The organism is Methylobacterium sp. 391_Methyba4 (assembly GCF_029691625.1).
GTDB lineage: Bacteria > Pseudomonadota > Alphaproteobacteria > Rhizobiales > Beijerinckiaceae > Methylobacterium > Methylobacterium fujisawaense.
In genome coordinates, this window is the sequence record NZ_CP121475.1 from 3,101,015 (window position 1) to 3,127,835 (window position 26,821).

At 69.6% G+C, this 26,821-nt stretch carries 24 protein-coding genes and 1 pseudogene; 5 read left to right on the top strand and 20 right to left on the bottom strand.

Annotated features, from left to right (window positions below):
* The 3 genes from P9K36_RS14445 to senB form a co-directional block, all read right to left on the bottom strand.
* Positions 1-1,080 (bottom strand): molybdopterin-dependent oxidoreductase, encoded by a 1,080-nt coding sequence (locus P9K36_RS14445; protein WP_278307195.1) that lies wholly within the window; start codon positions 1,078-1,080, stop codon positions 1-3.
* A 65-nt stretch (positions 1,081-1,145) separates the two neighbouring features.
* Entirely contained in the window at positions 1,146-2,228 is a 1,083-nt protein-coding gene (locus tag P9K36_RS14450) for a putative sulfate exporter family transporter (protein WP_278307196.1), read from the bottom strand.
* Positions 2,229-2,765: 537 nt separating this feature from the next.
* Positions 2,766-3,908 carry a selenoneine biosynthesis selenosugar synthase SenB gene (senB, locus tag P9K36_RS14455; protein WP_236952897.1) on the bottom strand — a complete coding sequence of 381 codons (1,143 nt, stop codon included), beginning with the start codon at positions 3,906-3,908 and terminating at the stop codon, positions 2,766-2,768.
* Here senB and senA point away from each other — a divergent pair.
* The gene (senA, locus tag P9K36_RS14460; RefSeq protein ID WP_265737135.1) at positions 3,795-5,063 is read left to right on the top strand and encodes a selenoneine synthase SenA; all 1,269 of its coding nucleotides are present in this window, start codon (positions 3,795-3,797) and stop codon (positions 5,061-5,063) included. The two genes, senB and senA, sit on opposite strands and share 114 nt — an antisense overlap.
* On the opposite strand, the gene P9K36_RS14465 is transcribed toward senA, so the two are convergent.
* Genes P9K36_RS14465 through P9K36_RS14480 form a run of 4 tightly spaced genes read right to left on the bottom strand, consistent with a single transcriptional unit; the run spans position 5,060 to position 8,831 of the window.
* Positions 5,060-5,860, bottom strand: a complete 801-nt coding sequence (locus P9K36_RS14465) for a nucleoside phosphorylase (RefSeq protein WP_043345644.1) — start codon at positions 5,858-5,860, stop codon at positions 5,060-5,062. The two genes, senA and P9K36_RS14465, sit on opposite strands and share 4 nt — an antisense overlap.
* Positions 5,861-5,869: 9 nt before the next feature.
* Entirely contained in the window at positions 5,870-6,919 is a 1,050-nt protein-coding gene (gene selD, locus P9K36_RS14470; protein WP_043756442.1) for a selenide, water dikinase SelD, read from the bottom strand.
* A 51-nt stretch (positions 6,920-6,970) separates the two neighbouring features.
* A complete protein-coding gene (locus P9K36_RS14475; RefSeq protein WP_051044594.1) occupies positions 6,971-7,768 on the bottom strand; it encodes a TIGR01459 family HAD-type hydrolase in 798 nt (265 codons plus the stop codon).
* A complete protein-coding gene (locus tag P9K36_RS14480; protein ID WP_236952895.1) occupies positions 7,761-8,831 on the bottom strand; it encodes a radical SAM protein in 1,071 nt (356 codons plus the stop codon). The genes P9K36_RS14475 and P9K36_RS14480 overlap by 8 nt, the downstream gene beginning before the upstream one ends.
* A gap of 383 nt (positions 8,832-9,214) precedes the next feature.
* Here P9K36_RS14480 and P9K36_RS14485 point away from each other — a divergent pair, with 383 nt between their 5' ends.
* The 4 genes from P9K36_RS14485 to P9K36_RS14500 are packed head-to-tail and all read left to right on the top strand — an operon-like array spanning position 9,215 to position 13,042.
* Positions 9,215-10,099, top strand: coding sequence for a putative selenate ABC transporter substrate-binding protein (locus P9K36_RS14485; RefSeq protein ID WP_043387230.1), 885 nt, complete (start codon positions 9,215-9,217; stop codon positions 10,097-10,099).
* A 13-nt stretch (positions 10,100-10,112) separates the two neighbouring features.
* Positions 10,113-10,793 (top strand): ATP-binding cassette domain-containing protein, encoded by a 681-nt coding sequence (locus P9K36_RS14490; RefSeq protein WP_043345651.1) that lies wholly within the window; start codon positions 10,113-10,115, stop codon positions 10,791-10,793.
* On the top strand, positions 10,790-12,349 hold the full coding sequence (locus P9K36_RS14495) for an ABC transporter permease (RefSeq protein WP_075379934.1): 1,560 nt from the start codon (positions 10,790-10,792) through the stop codon (positions 12,347-12,349). Before P9K36_RS14490 ends, P9K36_RS14495 begins: the two co-directional genes overlap by 4 nt.
* A gap of 30 nt (positions 12,350-12,379) precedes the next feature.
* On the top strand, positions 12,380-13,042 hold the full coding sequence (locus tag P9K36_RS14500; protein WP_043345662.1) for a hypothetical protein: 663 nt from the start codon (positions 12,380-12,382) through the stop codon (positions 13,040-13,042).
* Between the two features lie 10 nt (positions 13,043-13,052).
* Here the strand turns inward: P9K36_RS14500 and P9K36_RS14505 are convergent, their stop codons facing one another.
* The 13 genes and pseudogenes from P9K36_RS14505 to P9K36_RS14565 form a co-directional block, all read right to left on the bottom strand.
* On the bottom strand, positions 13,053-13,775 hold the full coding sequence (locus P9K36_RS14505) for a glycosyltransferase family 2 protein (protein WP_043387232.1): 723 nt from the start codon (positions 13,773-13,775) through the stop codon (positions 13,053-13,055).
* Positions 13,772-14,845, bottom strand: coding sequence for a radical SAM protein (locus P9K36_RS14510; protein WP_043345667.1), 1,074 nt, complete (start codon positions 14,843-14,845; stop codon positions 13,772-13,774). The genes P9K36_RS14505 and P9K36_RS14510 overlap by 4 nt, the downstream gene beginning before the upstream one ends.
* A complete protein-coding gene (locus P9K36_RS14515; RefSeq protein ID WP_051976237.1) occupies positions 14,842-16,137 on the bottom strand; it encodes a DUF2029 domain-containing protein in 1,296 nt (431 codons plus the stop codon). The genes P9K36_RS14510 and P9K36_RS14515 overlap by 4 nt, the downstream gene beginning before the upstream one ends.
* Positions 16,134-16,844: a TIGR04282 family arsenosugar biosynthesis glycosyltransferase gene (locus P9K36_RS14520; RefSeq protein WP_043387234.1), complete on the bottom strand. Its 711-nt coding sequence runs from the start codon at positions 16,842-16,844 to the stop codon at positions 16,134-16,136. Before P9K36_RS14520 ends, P9K36_RS14515 begins: the two co-directional genes overlap by 4 nt.
* A gap of 368 nt (positions 16,845-17,212) precedes the next feature.
* Positions 17,213-17,962 (bottom strand): DUF4396 domain-containing protein, encoded by a 750-nt coding sequence (locus tag P9K36_RS14525; protein WP_043387236.1) that lies wholly within the window; start codon positions 17,960-17,962, stop codon positions 17,213-17,215.
* A pseudogene (locus tag P9K36_RS14530) lies at positions 17,959-18,704 on the bottom strand (glutaredoxin family protein). Before P9K36_RS14530 ends, P9K36_RS14525 begins: the two are co-directional and overlap by 4 nt.
* Positions 18,705-18,742: 38 nt before the next feature.
* Entirely contained in the window at positions 18,743-21,916 is a 3,174-nt protein-coding gene (locus P9K36_RS14535; RefSeq protein ID WP_043387238.1) for a CusA/CzcA family heavy metal efflux RND transporter, read from the bottom strand.
* The gene (locus P9K36_RS14540; RefSeq protein ID WP_278307197.1) at positions 21,913-23,472 is read right to left on the bottom strand and encodes an efflux RND transporter periplasmic adaptor subunit; all 1,560 of its coding nucleotides are present in this window, start codon (positions 23,470-23,472) and stop codon (positions 21,913-21,915) included. The genes P9K36_RS14535 and P9K36_RS14540 overlap by 4 nt, the downstream gene beginning before the upstream one ends.
* Entirely contained in the window at positions 23,469-23,879 is a 411-nt protein-coding gene (locus P9K36_RS14545) for a FixH family protein (protein ID WP_043346021.1), read from the bottom strand. The genes P9K36_RS14540 and P9K36_RS14545 overlap by 4 nt, the downstream gene beginning before the upstream one ends.
* An 81-nt stretch (positions 23,880-23,960) precedes the next feature.
* Entirely contained in the window at positions 23,961-24,386 is a 426-nt protein-coding gene (locus P9K36_RS14550) for a hypothetical protein (protein ID WP_043346022.1), read from the bottom strand.
* Positions 24,387-24,473: 87 nt separating this feature from the next.
* Positions 24,474-24,674 carry a heavy-metal-associated domain-containing protein gene (locus tag P9K36_RS14555; protein WP_043346024.1) on the bottom strand — a complete coding sequence of 67 codons (201 nt, stop codon included), beginning with the start codon at positions 24,672-24,674 and terminating at the stop codon, positions 24,474-24,476.
* Between the two features lie 271 nt (positions 24,675-24,945).
* Positions 24,946-25,356, bottom strand: a complete 411-nt coding sequence (locus tag P9K36_RS14560; RefSeq protein WP_244538995.1) for a response regulator — start codon at positions 25,354-25,356, stop codon at positions 24,946-24,948.
* Between the two features lie 53 nt (positions 25,357-25,409).
* Positions 25,410-26,528, bottom strand: a complete 1,119-nt coding sequence (locus P9K36_RS14565) for an HWE histidine kinase domain-containing protein (protein WP_043387244.1) — start codon at positions 26,526-26,528, stop codon at positions 25,410-25,412.
* Positions 26,529-26,821 lie beyond the last annotated feature (293 nt).

Genomic DNA, 26,821 nt, shown 5'->3' on the forward strand with positions numbered 1-26,821 from the left:
TCAGGCGACCTTGACTCGCACACGGTGCCACGAGGCGCTGAGGTAGCCCTTGAAGTTCCACGTGTCGTCCGGCAGCGCCGGCTGGGTCTGCCCGGCCGAGTCCCAGGCGCGCACCGCGAGTTCGTGTTCGCCGGGTGGAAGGTCCAGCACGATCTCCCAGAACGTCCAGGCGAAGGGCGCGCCGGCCTCGTGTTCCAGCGTGGCCTGGCGCCAGGAGCGCCCGCCGTCGCCCGAGACATCGACCCGCACGACCGCCCGGTCTCCCGCGATCGCGTACCCACGGACGGGGGTCTCCCCCGCTTCGAGCCGAGCCCCGCGCGGGGGCTCGCAGATCGCCGCGTTGAGCGGCATCGTCTCGATGGTGTGGCCTTCGGCAGGATCGGCGGTCTCGGCCGTCACGTCCGGCGGGAACAGCTTGTAGTCGTCGGCTTGCATCGGGTTGTCCGACGGATGGTCCTGCACCGTGATGCGCCGCAGCCATTTCGGGCTGCGCACCCCCGCGAAGCCCGGCACGACGGCACGGGCCGGGAAGCCGTGCTCGGGCAGCAGCGGTGCCCCGTTCATCGCAAAGGCCAGCAGCGTCTCGTCGGCGAGCGCCTTGGCGAGGGGAATGGAGACGCCGTAGGGCCGGCCCTCGACCACGTCGTGGCTTTCGAAGGCCACGTGGAGATCCGCTCCCGGCGTCACCCCTGCCGCTCGCAGGACGTCGCCGAGGCGGACGCCCGTCCAGTCCGCCGTCCCGATGGCGCCAGCGTCCCAGGGATCGCCCGAGACCGGGGCGACGGCCCGCATATCGGCACGGCGGTTGCCGGCGCACTGCATCGTGGCCGTGACGGTCGCCTCGGGAAAACGCGCCCGCAGATCGGCCAGTGACAGATCGAGGGGGCCGAGACCCTCGCCGTCGACGGACAGGCGCCATGTCGCAGCGTCGATCTCCGGCAGGTCGCCGTGGGAGCGCACGTAGAAGTCACCCGCGGGGGTCCGGTAACTAGCCCGCAGGCGGGATAGCGGCGGCTCGGCGTTGTAGGGGTGCTCCCCATGAACGATCAGGCGCGCCATGCGCTCAGCCAAGCTCGACATCGGGTGTTCCTCTCGAAGACGATTGGGGTCCAACGCGCTGTGACGCGGCCAGTGGCGGGCTGCCGTCAGGCGATGCCGAGCAGGCGGATCAGCCCAAGGCTCACGGCCGTCAGGGCGGCCAGCGAGGCGACGACCGCCAGGGTGACGCGGGGTCCCGCCTTGACGACGCTGCGCACGTCGACCCCGAGGCCGAGGGCCGCCATCGATACGATGGTCAGCGCGTTCGCCGTCGCGGCCATGGGGTGCACAGCCGCTTCGGGAAGGAGCCCCGCCGAGCGGAGACCTGCCAGCGTCAGGAAGGCGAGGATGAACCACGGCACCAGCCGGTGCAGCGGCATCCGGCTCGGGGCGGGGCGCTCCCCTTTCGTCAGGGACGGTGCGGCCGCGTCCGCCTCTCGCCGCAGCCGGCTCGCGCCCAGCGAGAGAGCCAGGACCACCGGCCCGAGCATCAGCACGCGGACCAGCTTGACCAGGGTTCCGACCTGGACGCTGAGAGCCGCCACCGGAGCCGTAGCAGCCAACACCTGCGGTACGGCATAGACCGTGAGTCCCGCGAGCACGCCGTACTGCATCGGCGAGAGCCCGAGCAGCGGCACGAGCAGGGGCAGGCCGAGCACGACGAGGACTCCGAGCACGGCGGTGAACGCGATGGACGAGGCGACGTCTTGGCCGTCCGCGCCGATCACCGGGGCCGCCGCCGCGATCGCCGAGTTCCCACAGATCGAGTTGCCGCAGGCGACGAGGATGGCGAGGCGCGGGGCCAGCCCGAGGGCCCGGCCGATGCCGTAGCTTCCGGCAATGGCGAGAGCCACCACCCCTGCGATGCCGATGAGCAGTCCGGGCCCCGCCGCAAGCAGCGTACCCAGGCTCAGCGAGGCGCCGAGCAGGACGACGGCGATCTCCAAGACGGTCTTGGCGCCGAACGCGATACCGCGAACGAAGCGCGGCCCCGGGCTCCAGGCTGTGCGGACGGCCGTGCCCAACACGATGGCGAGGACGAGCGCCTCCAGCCAAGCCCGGCCAAAAAGATGCGCCTCGATCCCCTCCAGAGCGAGGGCGACGCCTGTCACCGCGAGGCACAGGATCAGGCCGGGCAGGACGGGGCCCAGGGCACGCTTGCGCGACGTGAAGAAGGTTGTTGCGGACATGGTGCGGACACATCGTGAGCTGGATCTGCCCCGATCATGGCCGCGGCCAATCGATCATTCCAATGGAACGTATCGAACATTTTGATCGAATTATTGGATGATTCAGCGGCGATCGGCGAACCTCGGTCATCCGCACGGAGGCGGCGACATCGTTTCAGTGAAAGAGAGTTCGCGGCAGCTCTGCAGATCGTGGTTATCGGGTTTCCAACGTCGACGAGCGAAGCGTCAAGACGAACTTATACTGCCTGGGTAGTCGCCAGTAGGCCGGGCAGGCGCTGTTCGAGGGACGTCCGGTTTTCTGAAATTACCTTATCAGAGCAGACGGACTGCTTCCGGCCAGACTACGTCACGCCGGATCGCCGTCGCGCGCAGAACCAGACGTTCGGCTTGGCGCCCACACCCGACATGCAATGCCCCTGACGGAGATCTCGGAAGCGGTCATTGGCGCCTGAACAGAGGTTCGACGGCGACGAGGCGCACGCAAACTTGCGCCGAATTGCAGCCTTGGTCCAATCGCAATCACGTCGGGCGCGTCGCTCAGAGACGCGAGACAATTCGATGAAGCGCTTCGCGCTCCCTGGCCGGCGTGAAGAGCGTTGCCCGCTCCGCACCGAACGCGTGTAGGTGTTCCAGAAAACGAGGCTCTTCTTCGGCCCGACGGAGCAGCGCAGCCAGGGCCGCATCGTCCCCGACCGGGAAATAGCCCGGATGCTCCGGGCCCAAGAGGCCCCGCGTCCCGGGGATGTCGGTGGCGAGGATCGGCAAGCCGGCGACGACCGCTTCCGACACCACGTTCGCGCCACCCTCCTGCTGAGAGCTGAGGACCATGACCCGGGCCCGCGTCAGCCAGCGCCGGACCAGGGAGCCGGGCTGGTCCCCGAGCCACCGGTAACGCGGGTTGTGCGCCATCTCTTCCCGAGCCCGATCGGCCCAGATCTGATCCCGCGCGCCGCCGAGGTGCACGATCCGGATCCGGGATTGAGCTGGCAGGCGTCGGGCCGCACGGGCCGCGCAGAGCGGATCCTTGACGGAGCGCAGATGCGCGACGACGAGAATCTCGAAAGCATCGTCCGAGATCGGCCAGCGATGCGCCCGCGCCGTCGCAGACTGGTAGACCACCGCGACTTTGCCGCGGTGACGCGCCGGAAGGGCGGCGGGCACACCATCGTGCAGGCCGATCAGGCAGTCCGCCAGATCGAGCGAGCGCAGGGTCGGCTCGGGGTCGGCCGCCAGGTAGTGATAGAGATCCGTGCCGGTCAGGGCGACGATGAGCGGCCTATCCGGATACCGCGTCTTGAAGCGCGCAATCGACGCCGCGCTGCGCCAAGCGTGAAGCGCCAGCATCAGGTCGACGTCGGCGTCGTCCGGGTGGGTTTCCGGGTAGGTTGTTGACACGTCGACCCGGTGCCCGAGTTCGCCGAGGATGCGCGCCCAACGCATCGCCGTGGTCCGATTGCCGGCACGAGACATTCTCGCCGCCGGTGTAATCAGGCTGATTCTCATGGTTGCAACAGGAATCCGGGACGTTCGATGAGTGCACAGGTCTCGACTGCCGATCTCGTGGCGATGCTTGAAGATGCCAGAGCGCGGACGCTCGAACTGGTGTCGGGCCTCGATCAGGCGCGTCTGATGGGCCCGCAGAGCGAGATCGTGAACCCCCTTCTCTGGGAAATCGGCCATCTCGCCTGGTTTCACGAACATTTCATCCTGCGCGGGCTCGACCGGTCGCCGCCCCGAATGGCGGAAGCCGACGGGCTCTACGACTCCGCGCGGGTGCCCCACGCGACGCGCTGGTCGATTCCGCTCCCGGCTTTGCCCGACACCCTGGCCTACATGGCCCGTGTGCAGGAGGCGCTTGTCCGTCGTCTCGAAGGCCGCGAGCCGACACCGCAGGAGGCCGAGCTCTACCAGCTCGTCGCCTTCCACGAGGATATGCACGACGAGGCCTTCACCTACACGCGTCAGACCCTGGGCTATCCGCGGCCGTCCTTCGCCGCCTCAGCCTCGGCCCGGGACACGGGGACGGGTCCCTGGCCGGGCGACGTCGCGGTCGGCGGGGGCACGTGGCAGCTCGGCGCCGAGCCCGACGGCGGCTTCGTCTTCGACAATGAGAAATGGGCGCATCCCGTGTCCGTCGCGGCGTTCCGCATCGCCCGCGCGCCGGTGACGAACGCTGAGTTCGCCGCCTTCGTGGCGGATGGCGGCTATCGGAATCCTGCCTGTTGGGATGCCGAGGGGACTCGGTGGCGCGACGGGTGCGGTGCCGAGCACCCGGTCTACTGGTCGCGTCGCGGGTGGGACGAGTGGACCTGCAGGAGGTTCGACCGGGACGAGCCGCTCGCGCCCGATCAGCCGATCGTCCACGTCAACTGGTACGAGGCCAACGCCTATTGCCGCTGGGCGGGCAGACGCCTGCCCACCGAAATTGAATGGGAGGCTGCGGCGGCCGGTGCGCCGACGCCCGACGGCAAATTGAGCCGCACCAAGCGGCCCTATCCCTGGGGGGACAGTGCGCCGACCCCTGAGCACGCCAACCTCGATGGCGGGCATCTCGGCTGTGTCGACGTCGCGGCCTTCCCCGAGGGCGACAGCGCCTGGGGCTGCAGGCAGATGCTCGGCAACGTCTGGGAATGGACGGCGAGCCCGTTCCTGCCTTTCCCGGGCTTCGCACCCGACGCCTACAAGGAATACTCGGAGCCCGCCTTCGGAACGCGTAAGGTCCTGCGGGGCGGCGCCTGGGCGACACGCGCGCGGATGATCGATACCGACTACCGCAACTTCTTCGGACCGGAGCGCCGCGATGTGTTCGCCGGCTTCCGGACGGCGGCTCTCTAGATCGGGAACCGAGCGGTCGCGACGGCAGCGACGAGGCGGAGCGCCGTCGTCGCGCCGTTGGCCTCGCCCTTCTCGAAATCGCCGGCCTGACCCATCTGGTTGGTCACGTGGGCGAAGCACAGGACGGCCTTGCCGTGCGCCTGGGCGAACGCGTAGAGGCCCGCCGCCTCCATCTCGACCGCGAGGATCCCCCGCGCCCGGGCCGCCGCGATGGCCCGTTCAGTCTCGCGATAGGGGGCGTCGGTCGTCCAGGTGGCGCCCCGTTCGACGGGTTCACCGATCCCCGTCAGCGCGGGCGCCACGGCCGCCACCAGATCCCGTGGAGCCTCCACGAACGCGGCCGGCGGCAGGTAGTGGTAGCTCGTGCCCTCGTCGCGAAGGGCCGCGTCGATGAGAATGAAATAGGGCGGCGCCCGCAGCGCCGTGATCTGTCCAGACGAGGTGATGCTGATCAGGAGTTCGCAGCCTGAGGCGAACATCTGCTCGGCCACCAGCACGGCGAAGGGCGCGCCGACCGCGCAGCCGACGATGCCGATCGCGCGCCCGGATTCCTCGAACCGGTACAGGGTGCTGTGGTAGCAGGCCCAATCGGGATCGGGCCGAGCCCGCCCAGTCGCGCAGAGGTGGCGCACGATGTCGCCGTCCGGGTCGAGGACGCAGAGGGCCGGCACTAGACCGGCGCCGAGACCGCGTTGCCGGCGCGCCTCGCGGAGCAGGTTCTCGGGCGTGAACGCCGAGGCCTCTCCGTGCGCCTTGTCGTTCAGGATCGGGGCGGTCGCCGGCTCGTGGGGCGGCATCGGGCGGTGTCAGGCCTCGACCCGGATCGCAGCCGGGCCGGCCTCGAACCGTCCGACGACAGCGGCCTGCGCGAAGCCCGCCGCATGGCATTGGGCGAGGATCGCGTCCGCCCGCGCGGGGGTGCAGGTGACGAGCAGGCCCCCGGAGGTCTGGGGATCAGTGAGGATGTGCCGGCGCCAGTCCGGCAGGCCCTCGGGCAGGCTCACCTGGCCTCCGAAGCTCGCCCAGTTCCGATGCGAGGCGCCGGTGACGAAACCCTCCTGCGCGAGGGCCTCGGCCCGGGGCAGGAGCGGGAGGCCGCCCTCGGCGATCACGAAGGTCAGGCCGGCGCCGCGCGCGAGTTCGAGGCCGTGGCCCAGCAGGCCGAAGCCGGTGATGTCGGTGATGGCGTGGACCTCCGGATCGCGCGCCAGATCCGCCCCGACCTTATTGAGGCGTGTCGTGGTGGCGATGAAATCGGCGTGGCCGGCAGCGTCGAGGGCCTCCCGCTTGATCGCCGCCGAGTAGATCCCGACGCCGAGGGGCTTGGTCAGGATGGCAACGTCACCAGCCCGGGCATCGGCATTGCGCCGCAGATGCGCGCGGTCGCACGAGCCGATCACCGCCAGGCCGTAGATCGGCTCCGGCGTGTCGATCGAGTGGCCGCCCGCGATGGGGATGCCCGCCTCCGCGCAGGTGGCTGCGCCGCCCTTCAGGATCTCGGCGACGGTCTCGGGGGCGATCTTGCCGACCGGCATGCCCAGGATGGCCAGCGCCAGCATCGGCTTGCCGCCCATCGCGTAGACGTCGGAGATGGCGTTGGTGGCGGCGATCCGGCCGAAATCGTGTGGGTCGTCCACCATCGGGGTGAAGAAGTCCGTGGTGGCGATCAGACAGGTGCCGTCATCCAGGGCCCAGACCGCCGCGTCGTCGGCGGTCTCGTTGCCAACCAGCAGGCGCTCGAAGGGACCGGCGACCGGCTGGTCGGCGAGGAGCGTGCGCAGCACCGCGGGATCGAGCTTGCAGCCGCACCCGCCGCCATGGGCGAGGCTGGTGAGACGAACCGGGGTCGTATCCATCGATCAATCCTCTCGTGTCGTGTTCCCGGATGGACCGGGCCGGGCGCTCTGTCACCAGACAAGTGCGGGCATCCGGTACAGGCGGGCCGACGCGTCCGCCGGCGGGGGCGGCGCGGCGCCGATCTGGAGTGCCGCGAAGCCGTGACTGAGGGCGCCCGCCACGTCGAGGGCGACGGTGTCGCCGATCCCCAGGACCCGGGCGGGCTCGATGGACCGGCCGCGCAGGCGCTCGGCCTTGTCCAGGGCCCGGCAGTAGATCAGGGCGCCGGGCTTACCCGTCTCGACGACGATACCCCCACGGGCGCGGTAGCGCTCGGCGACGAGGCCGGCGAAGCGCAGGCGCGTCGCACCCACCGTCAAGCTCGTGTCCGGGTTGGTGCAGAGCAGGGGCAGGCCGCGCCGGAACGCGGCTTCGAGGGTCGCGTCGAGGCCATCGTCGCAATCCGGATAGCCCGTGCAGACGATCTGTTCGGCGGCATCGACCGGGACCGGCGTGACCGGCATCCCCTCGAACAGGACCCGGTCGCGCCCCGGCCCGATGTGATGGACGCACCGGACACCCGCCGCGTCGAGGAGGCTCCGGGCGACGTCGGCTCCGGTCACGAGATCGTCGTAGGTGTCGGGGATCCCGCGGGCGCGGAGGAGTTCTGACAGGTGTGCGCCGGGCTCGGCCGCGTTCGAGACGAGGATCACCGTGCCACCGCCGGCCCGGAAGGCGGCCAGCGCCGCGGTGGCGGCGGGAAAGACCCGCGTCGCGTCGTGGAGCACGCCGAAGACGTCGCACAGGATGACCGCATAGGACTCCGCGAGCCGGCTCAGGCTGGTGCGCGCCGCGGGCGCGTCAGCCACGGGCGGGCCGCGCCTGGACGATCGTCGTGCAGGCGCTCTCGAGCTTCGGCAATTCGCGGGCCGGCGCCATGACGATCGACAGGGGGCGGACCTCGCCGCGCACGATCGGGCAGTACGGGTCGACCTGATCGAGCCGCTCCATCAGCCGCCGCCGCCCGGCGCAGCCGCCGTGGCAGGCTTCCTCGTAGTCGCAGCCCCGGCAGGGCTCCGGCAGGGCCCGGACCGCCGCGAAGGGGGCCGTCTCGACGATCTCGCTGCCGGCCTCGCGCAGGGTGTCAAGGCTCTGGCCGGTGCCACCCCAGTAGACGCAGGGTTGCACCGTCGCCCGGGGCGTGACGCGCACCGTGCCGATCCCGCATCCGCCCCGCCGCGCCGGGAGGCCCGCCATGGCCCGGACGAGCGGCTCGCCGATGGCGATCACGTCGGTCTCGGCGAAGAGGCGCGCGAACCCGTCCCAGTATTCCTCGTAGGTGAGCGCGAAGGCGTCGGTGCGCACCGCCTGGTAGACGTTGATGCGCAGCGGCGCGTCGAAGCCGCGGGCCAGGGCGGCGATCTCGTGCAGCCGGTCGAAATTGGTCCGCATCATCACGGCGATGAAGGTCACGCCGACGCCCAGCGCCCGGCAGCGGGCCGCCTGCGTCATCACGAGGTCCCAGTTGCCGGCCCCGCGCTGCGCGTCCTGCTCCTCCCGGTTGGGATAGTCGATCGAGAATTCCACGTCGGCGAAGGCCTGCACCGCCGTGTCATCCATCACGGCGATCGAGTGCCCGTTCGACGTGATCGTGAGCTTGATCGGCTCGGCCCGGAGCAGATCGAGAAGCTGCGGGAACTGGGGGTGCATCCCGTTCTCGCCGGTCCCCAGATTGACCGAGCGCACCGGCAGGCTGTCGAGCACCGTCCGCAGCTGTTCCGGTCCGAGCCGGTCCAGGCGATCGGGATCGCGGTAGCAGAAGGAGCAGGCGAGATTGCACTCGTTGGTGAGCCCGACGCCCAGGGCGAATGACGGTGTCGGGGCGACGATGTTCGGCTCCGGAGGCTGCGGCGTCCCGGCGTCCATGGCCATGCAGATCCTCTCGCCTGATCTCGACAGGCACCATCGGGCGACCGGCGCCCGATTTCGGGCGTCATGGCGTCCTTCGCACGGCCAGCCGCATCAGTAACATCACATCTTCAGCAAGATTGATCACCGCGGCCGGCCTTTACTCTCTACACCGGGACAGCCGCCAGGGCCGAATTCGAACAGGCCGAAGTCGTGACAGCGCCCGCCGGGCCGATTGCCGCAGCGAAGCGACTTCGCGATGGGTAACCGCACGGTGCGGTGACACGAATAAGCGCGATCAGCAGGGCTCGCCGAGCGCTCCGCTAGACATGGGCTAGCTGTCAGTTGATTGGACATCGATGCCGGCGTGGCGTCGATCGCAGTCGGAATCCGAACGGGAGCACTCGATGCTGAGACGGACACTGGGCTGGTCGTTGCTGGGCGCGCTGGCCTGCCTCGCGCTGCCCCAGGCAGCCGGCGCGCAGGGCGCCAAGCCGGCCTTCGTCTTCACCGGCATCCCCGATCAGGACGAGAGCCGCCTCGTCGAGCGCTTCGGCAAGGTCGCCGCGTACCTCGAGGGCAAGCTCGGTGTGCCGGTGACGTACCTCCCGGTGAAGAACTACCCGGCAGCGGTCACGGCCTTCACGAACGGACAGGTCCAGCTCGCGTGGTTCGGCGGGTTCACCGGCGTCCAGGCCCGCAAAGCCTCGCCCGGGGCCCAGGCGATCGCGCAGGGAGCGGAGGATGCGGCCTTCAAGACCTACCTCATCGCCAACACCAAGACGGGCCTGACGCGCACGACCGACTTCCCGAAGGCGATCGCCGGCAAGACCTTCACCTTCGGCTCCCGGGCCTCGACCTCGGGCCGGCTGATGCCGGAATACTTCATCCGCGAGGCCTTTCCGGGCAAGACGCCCGAGGAGGTTTTTTCCCGCGTTGGTTTCTCCGGCGATCACAGTCGCACGATCCAGCTCGTCCAGTCCGGGGCCTTCGAGGTCGGTGCGGTGGACTATTCGGTCTGGGATCTGGACAACAAGGCCGGCAAGATCGACCCGAAGGAGGTCGGCATCATATGGGAGAGCCCACCCTTCCCGGATTATCAGTGGACCGTGCGCGGCGATGTCGACGCGATCTACGGTGCCGGGTTCACGGAGCGGCTCAAGGCAGCGCTGATCGGCATCACCGATCCTGCGATCCTCGCGCCCTTCGCGCGCTCGAAGTTCATCCCGGTGACCAACGCCGCCTACGAGCCGGTGGAGCGCGTGGCGAAATCCACGGGCCTGCTGGATTGAGCCGCGCGCTGCCGTGAGCCTGCCCCGAGCCGAAGCCGAAGTCGTTCTGTCGGGCGCGACGGCGGCCTATGACGGCAAGCCCGTCCTGTTCGGCGTGGACCTCACCGTCCGGGCGGGCGAGCGCGTCGCGCTGATGGGTCGATCCGGCGCGGGGAAGTCCACCCTGCTCGGGCTGATCCACGCCCAGGCCCGGCCGCGGGTGGCCCTGATCCCGCAGGCGGCCGCCCTGGTGCGGACGCTCTCGGTCTTCCACAACGTCTACATGGGCCGTCTCGACCGGCGCTCGACCCTGCACAACCTGCGCACCCTGGCGTTCCCGGCCCGCGCCGATCTCGCTGAGGTCAGCGGGATCCTCGGGGAGGTCGGGCTCGCCGACGCGGTCCGGGCCAAGGCCGGGGCGCTGTCGGGCGGCCAGCAGCAGCGCGTCTCGGTCGCGCGGGCGCTCTACAACGGGCGTCCCATCCTGCTCGGCGACGAGCCGGTCTCGGCCCTGGACCGCAGGCAGGGCGGCTTGATCCTGGAGCGGATGGCCGCCCGCCACCAGACCCTCGTCCTGGCGCTCCACGACATCGCCCTGGCGCTGGCGCACACGGACCGGATCGTGGTCCTCGATGCGGGTCGGATCGTCCTCGACGCGCCCGCCCGCGACCTGGACGAGGCGGCCCTCGTCCCGTTTTACGGGCAGGCCGCATGAACGCCGCGCGTTTGATGCCCGGCGCGGGCTACGCGACGGCGACCCGCTGGTTCGTCGGCGGTGCCGCAGCGGCGCTGCTTGGCGCCGACCTCGCGATCACCAGCCTCCATCCCTGGGCCGACCTGCAGCGCCTGCTCGCCGGCCTGGTCCATCCGGACTTCCCGGCGGTGGAGATCTGGAGCGTCGTCTACACCGTCGCCTTCGCGGTCCTCGGGGTCACGCTCGGGGCCGGGACGGGCTTCGTCCTCGCGATCCCGTTTGCCCGGTCCCGGAGCGTGCGGCTCGCCTGCGCCGGCCTGCGCTCGGTCCACGAGCTGTTCTGGGCGCTGCTGCTAACGCAGGTGTTCGGCCTGTCGGCGACCACCGGCATCCTCGCCATCGCGCTGCCCTACGCGGGCATCTGCGCGAAGGTCTATTCGGAGATCATCGAGGAGGCGGATCTCTCCGCCCTGCGGGTCCTGCCGGCGGGGACCGGCGCCCTCTCGGCTTTCATGTACGCCCGCCTGCCGGAGGTCGCCCCGGCCTTCCGGCACTACACGCTCTACCGGTTCGAGTGCGCCATGCGCTCGACCCTGGTGCTTGGCTTCATCGGCCTGCCCACCATGGGCTTCTACCTCGAATCCGCCTTCCGGCAGGGCCGCTACGCCGAGGCCGGGGCCCTGCTCCTGGTCTTCTACGCTCTGATCGGCTCCCGCCGCCTCTGGATGCGCCTCTCGACCCTGCCGGTGCTGATCGTGGGCAGCGCCCTCGTCCTGCCCAAGACCATCGGATCGACCGACTGGCTGACCAGCCTCGGCCGGTTCCTCGGCCACGACATCGTCCCGAGTCCGCTCCGGTCCGGCGCGCTCCTCGATCCGGTGACCTGGGGCCGGTTCTGGCTGTGGCTCCGGCCGATCGTGACAGAGCAGATCCTGCCCGGCGCGCTCCAGACCCTCGTGCTGGCGCAGATCGCGCTGGTCGCCACCGGCCTCGGTGCGCTCATCCTGTTCCCCCTCGCCTCGCGCCGTTTTGCCGGGCCGATCGGGCAGCCCTTCGGGCGGGTGCTGCTCGTGGTGGTGCGCTCGACGCCGGAATACATGCTGGCCTACGTGCTGCTGCAGCTGCTCGGACCCTCGATGCTGCCGGCGATCCTGGCTCTGACGATCCACAATGCCGGCATCGTCGGCTTCCTGATGGGGCGTCACGCCGACGACCTCGCCTACCGCCCCGACGCGCCGACCGGCCTGAACCTCTACAGCTACGAGACGCTGCCCCGGCTCTACGGGCAGTTCCTGGCCTACCTGCTCTACCGCTGGGAGCTGATCCTGCGCGAGAGCGCGATCTTCGGCATCCTCGGCGTGGCGACGCTCGGCTTCTACGTCGATGCCGCGATCTCGGAGTTGCGCCTGGACGTCGCTGTGCTGCTGATCGTCGCCACGGCGCTCCTGACCGCGATGGTCGACGCGCTGTCCCGGGCCCTGCGCCGGTCGCTGCGCCTCGCCGATCTGCCGACACGGCTGTCCAAACCCCTGCACGGGTCCGCGGCCGACCCGCCGCTGCGGGCGGCCTGTACCTGACGGCGCGCGGCCCTTGAGAGGATCGAAACGATGCGGACGGATCCGTTCACCGATACGTGGCTGTTCCTGATCGGGCAGCAGAGCGACGAGGTCGCCCTCGGTTGGGGGCGCTGGCTGGTCGCGGCCGGTCTCGCCCTGCTGGTCCTGGCCAGCATCGTCATCGCGATCCGGGAATGGATCGAGGATCCGGCCCAGCGGACCGGCCGCGACGTCACCCTGTGGGCGCTGCGCGCCCTGATCGGCGGCATGTGGTTCCAGGGCATGCTTTGGAAGCTGCCGCTCTTCTCCACCGAGAACGGGCTCTATTATTGGACCGGTGAGGAGGTGACCAACGCCGCCTTCGCGATCCACCGGGAGTTTGTGAAGGGCGTGCTGCTGCCGACGCCGAACTTCTACATCCTGGACGTGATGGTCTTCTTCACGGAGCTGACCTTCGCGGTCTCGCTGCTCCTCGGGCTCGGCGTCCGGATCGTCGGGGCGATCGGCGTCGTCTTCGTGGCGCAGCTCTGGCTCGGCCTCTACCTGCATCCGCAGGAATGGCCGTGGACCTACGTCTTCCTCGGCGGCCTCATGGCCCTGTTCAGCGTGTTCGGAGCGGGTCGCAGCCTCGGCCTCGACGCCGAACTGCGCCGCCGGTACCCGCCCGGCCTCACCTTCGGATGGGCCGCGAACCTCGTCCGCATCGCGACCTGAGAGCGGCCGGTCAGCCGGCCGGGCGGCCCTCGCGGGACAGGGCGCGGGCGAGGCGCAGGAAGGTCGTGCCGATCACCCAGGCGGCGCGCATCCCCACCCGCCAGTCCCCCGAGACCTTGGAGGCGCCGCCCTGCCGCGGCCGCTGCCCGACGGCGACCTCCGCGCAGCGCAGGCCCGCCGCCGAGGCGCGCATCAGCATCTCCAGATTCCAGCCGTAGGTCTCGTCCCGCATGCCGAGGCGCTCCAGCGCGTCGCGGCGGATCGCCCGGAACGGGGACATGTCGGTGAAGCGGGCCCCGTAGGTGAGCCGCAGCAGCCAGCCGGCGAGGTGACCGGCGACGATCTGCTGGGGGCTCATGGCGCCCGGCTCGCGGTCGCCGCGGATCCGGGAGCCGTGCACGAAATCCGCCAGGTTGGCGCGGATCGGATCGAGGAGGGCCGGCGCGCAGTCGAGCCGGTCGCTGCCGTCGCCGTCGACGAACAGGACGATGCGGGTCTCCGGCGGCAGCGCGGCGATCCCGGTCTGGATCGCCCGGCCGTAACCGCGGCGGCGCTCCACGAGGACGCGCGCGCCCGACGCGGCGGCCCGATCGCGGGTCGCATCCCGCGAGCCGCCATCGACGACGAGGACCGCATCGGCCCCGTGCGCCAGGAGACCCGCCACGACGGCGCCGATCGCGGCCTCCTCGTCGAGGCAGGGCACGATGGCGGTGACGAAGGCTTCGGCGGTCACAGGCTCCAGCGGAGCCCGCAATTGCCGCAGGCCTGCGGCGGCGTGTCGGAGAGAAGGGCGGCCCGGAAATCCACGTAGGCCGGGCCATTCCAGATCGCCCGCAGGGTGTCCTGCGTGGCGTCGCCGAGGGTGTAGTTCTCGTAGCCGCGCTGCGAGAATGGCGCGATGCAGCATGGCAGCGCCCGGCCGTTGGCGGTGACGTACATCACGTTCCAGGGCCGGCGGCACAGGGACCAGGGCGAGCCGTCGGTGTCGCGACGCAGGCTCATCCCCGGCTCGCTCGCCGCCCCGGACGCCGAGAAGGTGAGCCCGAGCGCGCGTGCGACCGCCTCGGCTTCGGACAGGTAATGGGCCTCGTCCGCCTCCATGCGCTCGTAGAGGGCCTGATCGGGCCGCGCCATGCCGAGGGCGTCGTCCGCGAAGTAGACCAGCCGCTGGAGGTAGACCTCCTTCACGCCGGCCTCGGCCGCCACCCGCACGAAGGCGGGCAGCTCCGGCAGGGTCTCCTTGAGCCCGGTGAGCCAAGCCGAGACCCGGGGCTTCGCGTGGCCCTCGCGCTCCTGCAGCGCCCGGAAGGCCCGGACGTTCTTCAGAATCCGTTCGAAATAGTCCTTTCCGCGCACGGTGATGTACGAGGCGCGTGTCGACGCATCGAGCGAGACGCGCAGCTCGTCCAGGCCGGCCTCGATCAGGGCCCGTCCGTTCTTCTCGGACAGCACCGTGCCGTTGGTGTTGAACAGGACGTAGGTTCCGCGATCCTTGAGGTAGCGCACCATCCGGGGCAGGTCCTTGACCAGCATCGGCTCGCCGACCCCGTGAAGCACGGCGCGGCTGAGATCCGGCACCTGATCGACGATGCGCGTGAACAGGTCCCAGCTCATGTCGGCCGGCGGCTCGAGCTCGACATAGGTGCGCGGACAGGTGGTGCAGAGCAGGTTGCAGCGGTTCGTCACCTCCAGATAGAGGCAGACCGGCAGCCGCTCGACGACGGTCTCGACCGTCCGCGGCGCCGCCTCGTGATAGCGACGCGGGTCGATGGCCGGCGTGGCGAGGTGGGTGGCTGCGGTCATCGGGTGAGTCCGGAGCGGCGGCGGAGTTCGACGTGCACGAGCGACGCCGCCGCCACCAGGGCGGCGAGGATCGCCGAGCGGGCCTCGTAGGGCAGCTGCGGATCGCCGGGGACGACGTCGTAGAGCATGAAGCCTCCCACCGTGAGGACCCAACCTGGAAGCGTGGCGGCGACGCTCAAGAACGGCACGGCCAGCAAGAGATACCATGGGAATTCGGGTGACAGCAGGAAGAGTAACATCACGATCGAACAATTGATGTCGCGCAGGCTCCGCTCCGGCGTCCGGATCCTTCGGAATCCGGTCCGCAGCGCGAGGACCGCCAGGATCGTCAGGCACAGGGCCAGGTAGATCTGGGTGTCGTGCGGCCACTGGCCGACCGCCTGCCGCCAAAGCCGCAGCAGTGTGAAGCCGGTGCCCGAGGACAGGCCCTGCTCGTCGGCGTATCCCGTCGCGAGAAAGCCGAGCACGCCGCTCCCGACGGACAGGTAGGGCAGATAGGCCAGCGCGATGACGACCGGCACGAGGGCGACCATCCGCCAGTCCCAGGGTCGCCACAGGCCGGGCAGCGCGATCAGGGCGAACGGCTTGGCCAGCGCCCCCAGCACCACCGATGTCGCGCCCGCGTAGCGCCGGCCGACGGCCAGGGCCAGCCACAGGCCGAGCATCGTCAGGGCGATCATCACGCCGTCGATATGGCCCTGGCCCGCGATCTCCCAGATCGGGAGCGGATGCCAAGCGTAGGCCGCCACGCGGGTCTCCGACTGTCCCGTGAGCCGCAGCAGACCGACCAGGGCGAAGATCGTCACCGCCTCGCACGCCACGAGGGCGATCTTGATGGCGAGCGGGCTCGCCGAGATGCGGGTGACGAGGAGGAAGAACGCCTGCGCGATCGGGGGGTAGATGGTCACCGCGTAGTCGGCGCGGTTGATGAACGGGTAGACCTGCGCGTCGCGCAGGAACGCCAGTACCGGGTCGGCCGGGACGTAGCGATAGGGGTTGATCCCGGCGCTCTGCACGATTCCGTCCCAGACGTAGCGGAAGATGTCGGTCGACAGGATCGGCGGCGCGGGCAGCGCGAGGAGCCGCATCGCGAGGCCGGCCCCGACGATGATGGCCAGGGCCCGGGGCCCCGGGATTTCCTCCAGGCGCGCGGCCAGGGCGGCGATCACGCCACCGGCGCAGGCGAGCGCCAGGAACGCATCGTCGCCGAAGCCCTGAAGAAGCGGCATGCCGAGCCCGATCAGCACGGTTCCGGCGATGCCGAGGGCCGTCAGGCGCCGGACAGGGCTCACGCGTCACGCCATTGGGTCAGCAGCGCGCGCGTCGCGGGCGCCTGCCCCCCGACGATGCCGTCCGCAGCGAACGCCGGCGGGATTCCCGCGATCTCATCCTGAAGGAGGCGGAATGTCGCCGCGTCGTCGATGTCGTACCAATGGGGAAGCACCTTAACCTCCAGGCCGATTGCGGCGGCCTGCTCCAGCGTACGGGCCAGCACTGCGTCCGTGCTCCACGGGATGCCGGCGAAGAGTTCGGGATGGTCGGCCTTCAACCCGATATGCGTGTAGCCGCCGTCGATGGCGGGCCCCAGCACCACGCGGTCTCCGGACCGTCGCAGGGTGGTGACGGTGTCCGTGAGCAGCGATGCGGGCAGGGTCGGAGAGTCGGCGTTGATCAGCACGACGCAGTCGTGCGCCTGCTCGGTCAGCAGACGACGCACGGCTGTTCCGAGAATGACCCCGAAATCGGATCCTTCTTGAAGCAGCAGGCGGAAGGCGTGCGGCAGGATGGCAGCGAGCTCGGCCTCCGATCCCGCGGGCGCATAGATGCCGTATCCCTGCCTGCCCAGCGCCTCCGGGACCGCGAGCACGACACCGGCGACATCCGCCAGGAAACAGGCAGCGAGACGTGCTGCCTTCTCCGGGCCGAGGCGTGCGGCAAGGCGTGTCTTGGTCAGGCCGGGGCGCGGGGCCTTGCACATGATCCCGAGCGCTGCCGTCATGCGTCCCTCATGTCGGCGCAGCGCCGCGCGCCTGAAACTGTAATGGGACGATGCGTCCGCGGCAAAGAGAGAGCAAATTGTTGCTGGAAAGCCAAATCACAAAGTGCGACCGGGGTATGGCCCTCGCGGCCGATGAGGTTCTACGGGATGCCGGCGCCGGACCATTCGAGCCCGCACTGGCTGGACGTATAGTGTGGCGCGAGCCTCCGGGAGAAGGGCTGTCCGCTCTTGCCATGACCGCACCCGGAAGCGGACCAGCCGCTTTCGGTCAGTTTCGGCCTCCTTGGCGGCCGCCTCTGAACGGCTGAGTTGGGTGGTTTCCCGCCGGTCAGCTCTTAGGCTTCAAACTCATAAAGCAGCCCTCCGACCTACATCCGCTCCTTGATGCCGGCACTGACGAGCCACCAGTTCACCGGGTAGCTGGTCAGGCAGCCCGCCACCATTGCGACCTGCATGGCGGCCCAGAACTCGACCGAGTTCACCGGCGCCCGGTCCCCCACGAGGTGCGGGAATAGGACGAACTGAGCAAAGGCCATGAAGCCGTACATGCCAACCTGCCACGATATCAGCGACAGGGTGTCGGCTTTGATCGCGGCGACCAGTCCCTCGCCCGGCGAGAGCCCCCGCATCGGCACGATGGCGTAATACTGGAACACAATGCCGAGCGCGTAGGCGAAGACGAAATCCGGCACCCAGACCGCGTAGATCTTCTGCTCGAACAGCGAGTGCCAGCCGAACCAGACCGCCACCGCCGGCACCAGGAAGGCCAGCCACTCGGCGGCGACGTCGCCCAGCATGCAGCCGCTGCCGCAGTGGAGCGCCCCCGTTCCGACCATCACCGGGAACGGCGTCTGCGTCATGTTGGGGGGCTTCTCGTTTCGCTCCATCGCCTGGTGGTGCGCCTCCATCGTGCCGAGCCGCCCGTAGCGGAAGTAGGCCCAGACCACGGCGAGCGTGCCGAACAGGGCGCACACCGGCCACACGACGTTCATCACCGTCATGTGCTGCGGGTGCCGGATCACCTGCACCGACAACACGAGCGAGCACGCGGCACCCAGCAAGAGGGACGCGACGGAGAGGGCGTGAAGCCAGCCCGGTGCGGCGAAGGCGGCGCTCAATGGTGCACCGCCAGCATCCAGAGGGCCATGGCGACCATCATCACGTTCTCGGTGAGCGAGACGAAGCCGAGCGGCACCTTGCTCGACCCGCCGACGCAGGCGCACGTGATGTCCCGCTTGTCGACGTAGACCGCCTTGAACACCGAGACCGCCCCGACCGAGCCGATGAACAGAGCCACCGGGATCGAGATCCAGTTCAGGGCGCCCGCGACCATCAGCACGCCGGCGATGCCCTCCAGAAACGGGTAGGCGTAAGCGTAGCGGACCCAGCGTTGTCCCAGCAGGTCGTAGCCCATGAACATCGAGGAGAAGCTCTCCACGTCCTGCAGCTTCAAGAGGGCGAGCACGCACATGCTGAATGCGATGAACCACGCGGCGGCGCGCATCGTGAACGGGGTGCCGTAGACGGCGTGGCTCGCCGCCAGGGCCATCAGCGCCGTCATCGAGAACACCGCGAAGACGGGCGTGTAGGTCGGCTTGCTCGGGTCGTTGGCGGCCTTGCCGAAGTGGTGCTGGAGATCGTCGAAGCCGCCGACCCGCTCGCCATTGATGAAGGTCTGCGGCGTCGACTTGACGTGGTACTCGTCCTTGAACCGGTCGATCTCCTCGCGCGTGGTCAGCAGGTGGTCCTCGACCGCGAAGCCCTGGCGTTCGAGGAGGTCCCTGGCCTTCAGGCCGTAGGGCAGGTGTGCTCGGGCGTGACCATCCGGTAGAGGACGGCCTTGCGGGCCGGTGACGGCATGAGTTGCTCCTTCGATGCAGGTTGGGGCGCCGGCGTCGCTACTCGGCGGCGACCCGGTGATGTGTCGGCTCCTCGACGGCCGTCGCCTGGGATTGGTTGCCCGGCGGCAGCGTCCAGCCCTTCACGAGCGCGTAGACGGCGGGGATCACCACGAGGGTCAGCGCGGTGGAGGAGACCATGCCGCCGATCATCGGCACGGCGATGCGCTGCATGACCTCCGAGCCCGAGCCGGTGCTCCATAGGATCGGGACGAGACCGGCCATGATGGCGACCACCGTCATCATCTTGGGCCGTACCCGCTCGACCGCGCCGACCATGATGGCGCCGCGCAGGTCCGCCCGCGTCGGGGGGCGCTCCTCGCGGCTGCACCCGGCCCGCACCTCGTCCCAGGCGTGGTCGAGGTAGACCAGCATGATCACCCCCGTCTCGGCGGCGACGCCGGCGAGCGCGATGAATCCCACCGCGACGGCTACCGACATGTTGAAGCCCATCCACCACAGCAGCCACACCCCGCCGACCAAGGCGAACGGCAGCGACAGCATCACGATGAGCGTCTCGGTCAGCCGCCGGAAGTTCAGGAAGAGGAGCAGGAAGACGACGAGCAGCGTCAGCGGCACGACGATCCGAAGCCGCGCCTCGGCCCGCTCCAGGTACTCGTATTGCCCGCTCCACTGGAGCGTCGTGCCCTGGGGCAGCGTCACCTCGTCGGCCACGGCCTTGCGCGCCTCGGCCACGTAGCCGCCGAGGTCGCGTCCGGCGATGTCGACGAAAATGTAGACCGCGAGCTGCCCGTTCTCGGTGCGGATCGAGGTCGGCCCCCGCGTCATCTCCACCTTGGCCACCTCGCGCAGGGGCACCGTGCCGCCGGCCGGCAGGGGCACCTGCACCTCATCGGCGATGGCGCGCGGGTCCGAGCGGAAGGCGCGCGGGTATCGCACGTTGACGGTGTAGCGCTCCCGCCCCTCGACCGTGTTCGTCACGGCCTGCCCGCCGAGCGCCGTCGCGATGACGTCCTGCACGTCGCCGACCATCAGCCCGTAACGGCCCAGCGCCTCCCGGTCGGGGGTGATGTCGAGGAAGTAGCCGCCGATCACCCGCTCGGCGTAGGCGCTCGACGTGCCCGGCACCGCCCGGACGACTGCCTCGACTTGCCGGGCGACCCCCTCCATCTGCTTGAGGTCGGTCCCGAGGACCTTGATGCCGACCGGCGTACGGATGCCGGTCGAGAGCATGTCGATGCGGGCGCGGATCGGCTGCGTCCAGGCGTTCGACACGCCGGGGAACTGCAGCGCCTTGTCCATCTCCTCCTTGAGGCTGGCGAGGGTGACGCCGGGGCGCCACTCCGCCTTTGGCTTCAGGGCGATGACCGTCTCGAACATCTCCATGGGCGCCGGGTCGGTGGCCGTGTTGGCGCGGCCCGCCTTCCCGTAGACGGAGGCGACCTCGGGAAAGGACTTGATGATCCGGTCCTGGGTCGCCAGCAGCTCACCGGCCTTGGTCACCGAGATCCCCGGCAGGGTGGTCGGCATGTAGAGCAGGCTGCCCTCGTCGAGGTCGGGCATGAACTCGGAGCCGAGCTGCCGGGCGGGCCAGACTGTCGCCGCCAGCACGCCCACGGCGAGCAGGATGGTGAGCACCCGCGCCCGCAGGACGCCCGCGATGAGGGGCCGGTACAGCCAGATGAGCAGGCGGTTGAGCGCGTTGCGGTGCTCCGGGACGATCCGCCCGCGCACGAATAGCACCATCAGCGCCGGGACGAGCGTCACCGACAGGAGCGCGGCCGCCGCCATGGCGAAGGTCTTGGTGTAGGCGAGCGGCCCGAACAGCCGCCCCTCCTGGCTCTCCAGGGTGAAGATCGGCAGGAAGCTCACCGTGATGACGAGGAGCGAGAAGAACAGCGACGGCCCGACCTCGCTCGCGGCCTCGACCAGGATCTCGACCCGGGGCTTGCCCGGCGGCGCCCGCTCCAGGTGCTTGTGGGCGTTCTCGATCATGACGATGGCGGCATCGATCATGGCGCCGACCGCGATGGCGATGCCGCCGAGGCTCATGATATTGGCGCCGATTCCGAGCGCCTTCATGCCCGCGAGCGCCATCAGGATGCCGACCGGCAGCATCAGGATGGCCACGAGCGCGCTGCGGATGTGCAGGAGGAACACCACGCAGACCAGGGAGACGACGATGCTCTCCTCGACCAACGTGTGCCGCAGGGTGTCGATGGCCGCCTCGATGAGTTGCGAGCGGTCGTAGACCGGCAGGATCTCGGTGCCGGCCGGCAGGCTCTTGGCCACCTCGGCGAGCTTCGCCTTGACCCCCTCGATGACGCTGAGGGCGTTCGCGCCGAAGCGCTGTAGGACGATGCCGCCCGCGACCTCGCCCTCGCCGTTCATCTCGGTGATGCCGCGCCGCTCGTCCGGCCCGAGTTCGACGCGGGCGACGTCCCGGACCCGCAGCGGCGTGCCGCCGGCGGTCTTGAGGACGATGTTCTCGATGTCGGCGATGCTCCTCAGGTAGCCGCGGCCGCGCACCATGAACTCGAACTCGGACAGTTCGACCGTGCGGCCGCCGACGTCGGCATTGCTCGTGCGGATCGCGTCCCGAAGCTTGTTGAGGGAGATGCCCTGGGCTCGCAGGCGGTTCGGGTCGACGACGACGTTGTACTGCTTCACGAAGCCGCCGACGCCCGCGACCTCGGCCACGCCTTCGGCCCGCGAAGCGCCGAACCGCACGACCCAGTCCTGGAGCGAGCGCAGCTCCGCAAGGGTCCGCTCCTTCGCCACGACGACGTATTGGTAGACCCAGCCCACGCCGGTCGCGTCGGGGCCCAGCGTCGGCGTCACGCCGGCAGGCAGGCGGTTCGCCGCCGCGTTCAGGTACTCCAGCACCCGGGACCGGCCCCAGTAAGGGTCGGTGCCGTCCTCGAAGATCACGTAGACGAAGGACCCACCGAAGAACGAGAAGCCGCGGACCACCTTCGCCTTCGGCACCGTCAGCATGGCGGTGGTTAGCGGATAGGTGACCTGGTCCTCGACCACCTGGGGCGCCTGGCCCGGATACTCGGTGTAGACGATGGCCTGCACGTCCGAGAGGTCGGGGATGGCGTCAAGCGGCAGCGTCCGCAGCGCGAGCACGCCGCCCGCGACCGCGAACACGGTCCCGACCAGCACGAGGACGAGGTTGCGGGCGGACCAGCCGATGAGACGCGCGATCACCGCCTGCCTCCCGCGTTCGCGGCCTGCCGGCCGTCCTTCGGGGCGGCCAGGGACTGGAGCGCCGCCTTGAGGTTGCTCTCGGCGTCGATGAGGAAGTTCGCCGCCGTGACCACCCGGTCGCCGGCCGAGACGCCGTCCCGGATCTCGGTGAAGCCCTCGCCGCGGACGCCGACCTTCACCTTCTTGGGCTCGAATCGGCCCTCGCCCCGGTCGAGGAGCACGACCTGGCGTTCGCCGGTGTCGATGACGGCGTCGTCGGGGACCGCCACCACCGGCTTGGCGTCGCCGGTGTCGATCTGGACCTCGGCGTACATGTCGGGCAGCAGCGAGCCGTCCGGGTTCGGCAGCTCGATGCGCACCCGCGTCGCTCGGGTGTCGGCGTTCACCTGAGGGTAAATCACCGCGACCTTGCCGGAAAAGGTCTTCCCCGGGGCCGAGCGAAGGCGGACGGTGACGGGCTGGCCCACGCGCACCGCGGCGAGGTCGCGCTCGGGCACGTCGGCCAACACCCACATCGTCGAGATGTCGCCGATCCGGAACAGGGTGTCGCCGGCGGCGGCCTTCATGCCCTCGACGGCGGTCCGCTGCAGGACGAGGCCGTCGCGCGGAGAGGACCAGGTGATGGCCATCGGCACCTTCCGGGTGCGCTCCATCTCGTCGATGACGGCCTCTGAGACATTCAGGTTCTGGAGCCTGCGGCGCGCCCCGTCGAACCCCGGGTTGGCGATGAGCTGGGCCGCGGCCGCGTTGATCTCGGGCGAGTAGACGTGGACCAGCGCCTGTCCCTTACGGACGCGGTCGCCGGTGGTGACGTTCTCGACGTGGTCGACGTAGGCGTCGGACCGGGTCGCGATGACGGTCACGCGCCGCTCGTCGAGGGCGACCGTGCCGGGCACGCGCACCGGCTGCGCCACGACCCGCCGGTCCACGACCTCGGTCCGCACGCCGGTGCGTTGGACCTTGCCGGGCGAGACGGTCACGACGTTCCCGCCCTCGTCCTCGCCCGCGTAGACGGGGATGTAGTCCATCCCCATCGAGTCCTTCTTCGGCACCGGCGAGGTGTCTGGCAGTCCCATGGGGTTGCGGTAGTACAGGACACGCCGATTGCCCGGGCCAGGCCCGGCCGCCCCGGCCGCCATGCCGCCCTTGCCCATACCGTCCTTGCCCATGTCTTGAGCCGCCATGCCGGCGGGCATGGCCGTGGCCTCGGCGTCCTCCACGTCGAAGCGCACGTCCTCGCTGGCGTGGACTGCCCGGAACTCCCGACCGTCCCCCGTGACCATCGGCGCGAGCGAGTAGACCGGCTTCCCGTCCGGGTCCCGGTAGTAGACGACCGGGCCGGACGGGGCGGCGGGACGAGCCGCCGCCGACACCGGCGCCGACGGCACCAGGCGAGCGAGGCCGTCCCGCGCCCTGTCCACGAGCGCGGTCGGCAGGCTCCCCGCCACCCGACCCGCAAGGTCGGACACGGCGGGACCGTCGTGCCCGGTCCAATACCCGGCGGACCCCGCCGCGAGCGCGGCGAGGGCCCCGGCGAGCCATGCGGACCGGTTCATTTCCCGGCCTGGATGATCAGCTTGTCCTCGACCGTGCCGGTCTCGCCCTGGACCTTCGCGGCCAGCGACAGGCGCCAGCGGCCCTGCATTCCGAGATGGGCCTTGAAGCGGTAGATGCCGGGCTCGGTCGAGGGCACCTGCTCGACCTTGGTGGCCATCTCCTCCATGGCGTCGGGCGCCATGTCGAGCCGCTTGGCGAAGACCACGGCGTCGGTCACCGGCTTGCCGCTGCGCTTGTCCACCAGCCGGACGGCGAGGACGGCATCGCCGACTTTGGCCTCCTGCTGGACGAGTTGGAACTGGTAGTTCTTGGTGTCCGCAAATGCGGACGAGGTGAGAGCCGGCACCGATAGCACGGCACCGAGCAGCGCCGCCTTGAGCGGGCGCGCGAGGGTGTTCTTGGTCACGGGTGTCATCTCCTGAACGCGATGGGTGCCGGCGCGCAGGCACGCGGCATCGTGCCGGCGCTCACGCCGGCGGCATCGGGTTCAGGCTCGGGGAGGCTCGGGTAGCGGCGTCCCGTGCACGCTCGCGAACGGGGGTGCCGCGGGCCAGGCCAAGGCCGCCCGCGTTCCGACGGGCGCCGGGAGGACGACCGCTGTGGGCAGGAGCGAGGCGACGGGGGCGAGGCACAGGGCCATCAGCGGGCAGTCCTTGGCGCAGTCCGGCTTGGCCGCCTTCTCGTGCGGACAGCAGGGCATGTCGTCCATGGCCATATCCGCCATGTCGATCCGACCGGAGCCGTCGTCGGCCATGACCATGACAGGCATGGCGTGGCCGTGATGGTCGTGGACGGCGGCCGGCATCGCGGCGTGCATGCCCGCGGTGGCCGCGGGAGCGGTCACCGGCGTCAGGGCGAGACTGAGGACCGCCAAGAGCGGCAACAGTCGCCGGAGGGCGAGCCAGAACGTCACGAATCCAAGATGCCAAATTCCGGGCCGGCGCGAAAGTCCGGCTGACGGTCTCAGGAACGGCGAACGCGCCGGTTGGTTGCGCTTGGCTCAGGCGGGCTCGGCCGGATAGCCCGCCTCTGCGATGGCCCGGGCGATCCGGTCGGCCGATCCCCTGGTTCCCGACACGGTGACCAGCTTCGCCCCCAGGTCGACCGCGACGCCTGCGTTCGGCTCGATGGCCTGCACGGCGCGGGTCACGGACTTGGCGCAGCCGCCGCAGCCCACTTTCTCGACCTTCAAATGGATCATGACGCTCTCCTTCGGACGATGTCCCGAGGAGATGGGGCTTCCCACCGTTGGAAGGTCAAGGGGCGGAATGATGTCCTCAGACCGAGACCTGCGCATCCGGGCGGCCGCTTCCGCCTGATGATCGTTGGAGATGCCCCCCGGCCGAGGCAATCCGTGTAAAGACAGTCCGGCACGATCTGCCCGGGGAGGCACTTTGCCGTCCTGGAGTTGACGGAGCAAACGTCCGGTTTCGGGATTTGCTCAGCGGCGCATAAATGGCGGTGTTGGGTCGTCAGCGGACAGGGTCGGCCTGGAAAGGCTCCGGTCCGGAGGGTTCCCCTTTCGGCCGGTGGCAGGCGCACGCCGTGGCTTTCTCGTCGGCGCGGTCCCATATCGGCGCTTCGCAAGTGAGGAGCTGTGTTAGCAGATGCGCCAGCGGCGCCGCTTGATAAGGCTTCTGAAGCACCGGGGCTGACCGATACGCTTCCTCCAACCCCTGCGTGCCGTAGCCGGTCGCGAACAGGAACGGCGTGCAACGCTCTAACAGCAGGTCGGCCACCGGATAGCTGCGGGCGTCGCCCAGGTTGACGTCCAGCACGGCCAAGTCGAAGTTCCCGGCGCGGACATGATCCACGGCCTTGTCGAGGCGCATGGCCACCACGACCTCGCAGCCGAGGTCGAGCAGCATGTCCTCCGCGAGCATGGCCACGAGGCTCTCGTCCTCGACCAGCAGAACGCGGCGCCCTTCCAGCAAACTCATCGGGCAGGGTGCCCTTCCAGTGTCTCCTGGCCGACCCAGCCGAGCTGGGTCAATGGGATCTCCAGCCGGCAGACGACACCGCTCGGCGCGTATGTGATAGCCGCGTTGCCGTCGAACTCCATCGGAAGCTGCCGCTCGATAAGCCGGGAGCCGAAGCCTCTGCGTGTTGGCGGAGTGACCGGCGGGCCGCCGCGCTCTTCCCATGCGAGATCAAGCTGCTCGCGGCCATCGTCCAAGGCCTGCAGGGACCACGTCACCGCGACCCGCCCCTCAGGGACCGACAGAGCCCCGTATTTGGCGGCGTTGGTCATCAGCTCGTGCAGCGCCATGGCCAGAGTTACAGCGACCTTGGGGTGCAGACGTGTATCCGGTCCGTTTAGCACGAAGCGGTTAACGTCGACCTCTGCCAGAAGGTGCGGTGCAAGCGCGCGCTCAACCACGCTGCGCAAGCTGGCACTCTCCCAGTTGTCCTCGACGAGCACGTTATGGGCGGTCGACAGCGCAGCCATGCGGGCGTCGAACACAGCCCGCGCGGCTTGGTCGGTCTGGCCGCGGAACGTCTGCGCGGCGATCGATTGGACCGTGGCCAGGGTGTTTTTCACCCGGTGGTTCAGCTCGTTGATCAGCAGGCGTTGGCGCTCGGCCGCGGCCTTTTCCTCGCTGATATCGCGGACCTCGATGATCGTGCCGATGATGTTGGCCGCGTCGTCCCGGATCGGGCTGGCCGTGAAGCCGACCGGATAAAAATGCCCGTCCTTGTGGACGAAAACCTCCTCGCCACGCTCCTGGTTGTTCTCCGGGAAGGCGCGATCGATCGCGCATTCCGCCAGCGGGAACGGCCGGCCGTCCGGGTAGGTGTGGTGCACGATGTCGTGCAGCGGGCAGTCGCGCTCCAAAACCTCGTCAAGCGTCCAGCCGGTCAGCTGCTCGGCGGCGCGGTTCATGTAGATGCAGTGCTGCCGGTCATCCATCAGGAAGATGGAGACCGAGGCGTTGTTAAGCACGGCATTGAGGCGCCGCTCGGTCTCAAATAGTTGGCCGGCGCCGGGCCTGAGACTCACGAGAGGTGTATTGGCGGCGGGAACAGATTGCAGCGGCTGCCGAGTATGCGGCACTGATACGACCCTTCACAGCGGGGTTGTCAAAAAGGACGGGGCCCAACGAACCGTCGGGATCGTGCATCTCGCATGCCGCGTTGCGGCAGGCGCCACAAGGCCGAGCCTGCCAATGCGCTGACGGGAGGGTTGTTCCATACCCCAAACACAGTGGCTTTACCCGAGGCTTGGATGTTGGCAGTCGGTCGTCTATTTGCCGGCCCGACCCGGCCTCCAGACCGTCATTGCGTGTAATGATTTCCAAAACTCAACGATTGAGTCTTCGTGTCGCCATCATCGCCGCGGAGGCCCGG